Origin of the sequence: Mesorhizobium sp. M7D.F.Ca.US.004.03.1.1 (genome assembly GCF_003998635.1) — a bacterium.
In the GTDB taxonomy this organism is placed as follows: domain Bacteria; phylum Pseudomonadota; class Alphaproteobacteria; order Rhizobiales; family Rhizobiaceae; genus Mesorhizobium; species Mesorhizobium loti.
On the sequence record NZ_RZQG01000746.1, the window covers coordinates 1 to 2980 of the forward strand.

Genomic DNA, 2980 nt, shown 5'->3' on the forward strand with positions numbered 1-2980 from the left:
CAGCCGCTTCGCCAAGGCGTTGGACGCCGAGGCTGGACCTGCGCGCAAGCCGGCAGGTTCATCCTGGCTGGCGCAGGCCTGGGGCCGCTTCATGGCGGTGCCGGTCGGTGTCGCCTGGGCCGCGGCCGCGGTTCTGCTGGCCCTGGTCATGGTGCAGTCGTTTGTCGAGCCTGGCGGCAAGGGAAATGATTTCGAGATTGCCGGCGCTGAAGACGATCTGGCGAAAATGCCGTTCGCCCTGGTCAAGTTCAAGCCGGATGCAAGGATGTCGGACATTTCGGGGTTCCTCGGCAGCAACGGTCTGAAGATCACCGGTGGACCGACCGCCGACGGCGTGTTCCGGCTTGGCATGCCGGCCGCCAACGCAGCCGACTACACGAAGCAAATCGGCCTTATTGCCGCCCAGCCTTTTACGGAGACTGTGATCGAGGGAAGGAAACCGGTTGATGGCGGCTGAGGCAGTCATTCGATTTGCGGCAATGCTTGCGGCGGCGATGACAATCGCCGCCGTGCCTGCGTCAGCGCAAACCAACGACCCCAATCCAGATCAGACGAAAATCGACTGCCGCAACGGGACCAACGCGGCGGGAGCCGACTGCGCCAAGGATGGCACTGACACAAAGGGCGGATCGGATGCGGCGCAGCCCGGCGCTGTCTTCCTGCCGGCGCTGATCGTCGACCTGTTTCCCAACCCGGCAGCGACGCCGGCGCCGGTGCCGACGCCACGGCCGGCGCCCGCGACGCCACCGGCCGACAATCAAGCCGGCCCCCCGCCCGGCGGCCCGATCATCTCGCCGACCGATCTCATCGCCGTTCAGCCACCGCGCGCGGTGGTTGGCGATTTCGTGCCCGACGAGGTGCTGGTGACCGTCGACGGCGATGCCGGCACTGTCCAGCAGATCGCCGCTTCCTTCGGCCTGCAGGTGCGCTCGCAGCGCCTGTCGCGGCTGCTTGGCACCACGCTGGTGCGCTTCGGAATTCCCGACGGCCGGCCCGTCGGCGTCGTGCTGGCCCAACTGGCCGCCGACGGCCGCACCCAGCGGCGCGAGCCCAACCATGTCTATTCGCTGCAGCAGGCCGCCAGCATCGTCAACTATGCCTTCGACCGCATCGCGCTCGATGCCAAACAGGCCAGCGGCGAAAACGTCCGCATCGCGGTGATCGACACCGGCATCGACGACACCAACCCGGCGCTGGCAGGCGTCATTGCCGGGCAATTCGACGCCATGCCCGACGTGCCGATCGAAAAGCGCGATCACGGTACGTCTATCGACGGCCTGATCGCCGGCGTCGGCGCGCTGGAAGGCATGGCGCCCGGGGCCAGGATCTACCACGCCCGTGCCTTCGAGGGCGGCAAGTCGACCATGGACGTCATCCTGGCGGCGCTCGACTGGGCGGCGGAGCAGGACGTGCGCATCATCAATATGAGCTTTGTCGGGCCGAAGAACGACCTGCTCGGCGTCGCCTGTCGCAATGCCCGCGCGCTCGGCATCGTGCTGGTCGCCGCCGCCGGCAACAACGGGCCCAAGGCGCCCTATGGCTATCCGGCCGCTTTCGATAGCGTCATCGCGGTGACTGCCACCGATGCCAGGGACGGGCTGATGCCGCAGGCCAATCGCGGCGCCTATGTCTTCATCTCGGCGCCCGGCGTCGAGATGGTGGCACCGAGCGGCGCCGGCTCGGACGTGGTCACCGGCACCTCGTTTGCGGCTGCGATCGTGAGCGGCGCCATCGCCAATCTCATCCATGCCGCGCCCGATCGCTCGGCCGACGACATCGAAAAGGCGCTGGCGGCAACGGCCAGGGATCTCGGCCCCAAGGGACGCGACAATGATTTTGGCTACGGGCTGCTGGATATCAAGGCGGCGGCAAAGGAGTAAGGTCAGTCGAAGTGGGTTTGGGTCAAAACTCAATCAACCGACGCCAATGGCTGAGACGGGTGGGCAGCGGAAGCCCGAGGCTGGCACGAGCAGCAACTACATTAAATCAGAAACAGTCATTCGCCACCGGTTGTCGAATGACCGGGATGGGCCGACAGCGGACGATCCGGTTTCAACCAGCTTCTGCGGTAAGCTGTCGTTCCGAAACCAACCCACAATCGGTCGTCGCACTTGTCAAAGCCGCGTCCCGTAAGAGTGCCGACCTCATCGTTGGCGAATAGCTCAGTGTTAGATCTTCAAAAATCGGTAGGCGAAGCGATCGGTCTCGCCCTTGATCGAGGGATCGAACACCTTGATCGAGTGCGCATCATCATTGTTCGCGAGGATGGTGCTTTCCGCGTCCAGTACGAAGCCGGCCGCCTCGACCTCCTCGCGAACAGATGCAGGCTCAATCCGATGCAGCGACTGGGCGTCGCTCGTGCCCGCCCCGACGCCGGCGGCGTGGTCTACGATGACGTAGGATCCACCAGGCTTCAGCCGATCGTAGACGGCTCGATTGAAGTCGGCCGCCGTCGCGCCCCTCGCCTGGATCAGCGCGGTGTGGAGATCGTGGTAGAACAGGTGCAGCCACAGCACATCCGCTGGTTGCGTGACCTCTGGCATCGCCACGAGGTCCGCTGAGACGGCCTCGACGTTCCCTCGGCCCGGCTCCTTCGAGAGCGTCTGGATGCGGCCGACCGGATCGTTCTTGAAGTGGGCGACTTCGGCCGGCACGAAGCTGAAGACCCGCCCTTTGGGTCCCACGACGTCGGAGAACAGGCGCGTCCAGTCTCCGTCGCCTGGGTACACGTCAATGACGGTGGAGCCCGCATCTATACGTGCGAACCGGGTCAACTCGGATAGCTTGGATTGGTCGTACATCGGAATCTCCTTTACGGTTGGGGACGAGTGCGCGGCGAACAATGAGGCGGTTTTCGGCTGATTCACCCGAACCGTCGGCCGCAGTCTGCCAGCTCTAAGCCGGCCCGGGCGCGTCCAACTGCGAGGCCCGGGCCAGCGCTTGCGTGTCAACGCATTCACGGATTTTGGTCAGTCTACCG

3 protein-coding genes are annotated in these 2980 nt (G+C 65.1%); 2 read left to right on the forward strand and 1 reads right to left on the reverse strand.

Going from position 1 to position 2980, the window contains the following annotated elements; genetic code table 11:
• Positions 1-457, forward strand: a 457-nt coding sequence (locus tag EN935_RS29100) for an anti-sigma factor (RefSeq protein ID WP_127373887.1), incomplete at its 5' end; no start/stop codon positions are given.
• Entirely contained in the window at positions 447-1880 is a 1434-nt protein-coding gene (locus EN935_RS29105; protein WP_127262623.1) for a S8 family serine peptidase, read from the forward strand. The genes EN935_RS29100 and EN935_RS29105, both read left to right, overlap by 11 nt.
• 288 nt (positions 1881-2168) lie before the next feature.
• Here the strand turns inward: EN935_RS29105 and EN935_RS29110 are convergent, their stop codons facing one another.
• On the reverse strand, positions 2169-2801 hold the full coding sequence (locus EN935_RS29110) for a class I SAM-dependent methyltransferase (RefSeq protein WP_127262622.1): 633 nt from the start codon (positions 2799-2801) through the stop codon (positions 2169-2171).
• Positions 2802-2980: the final 179 nt, after the last annotated feature.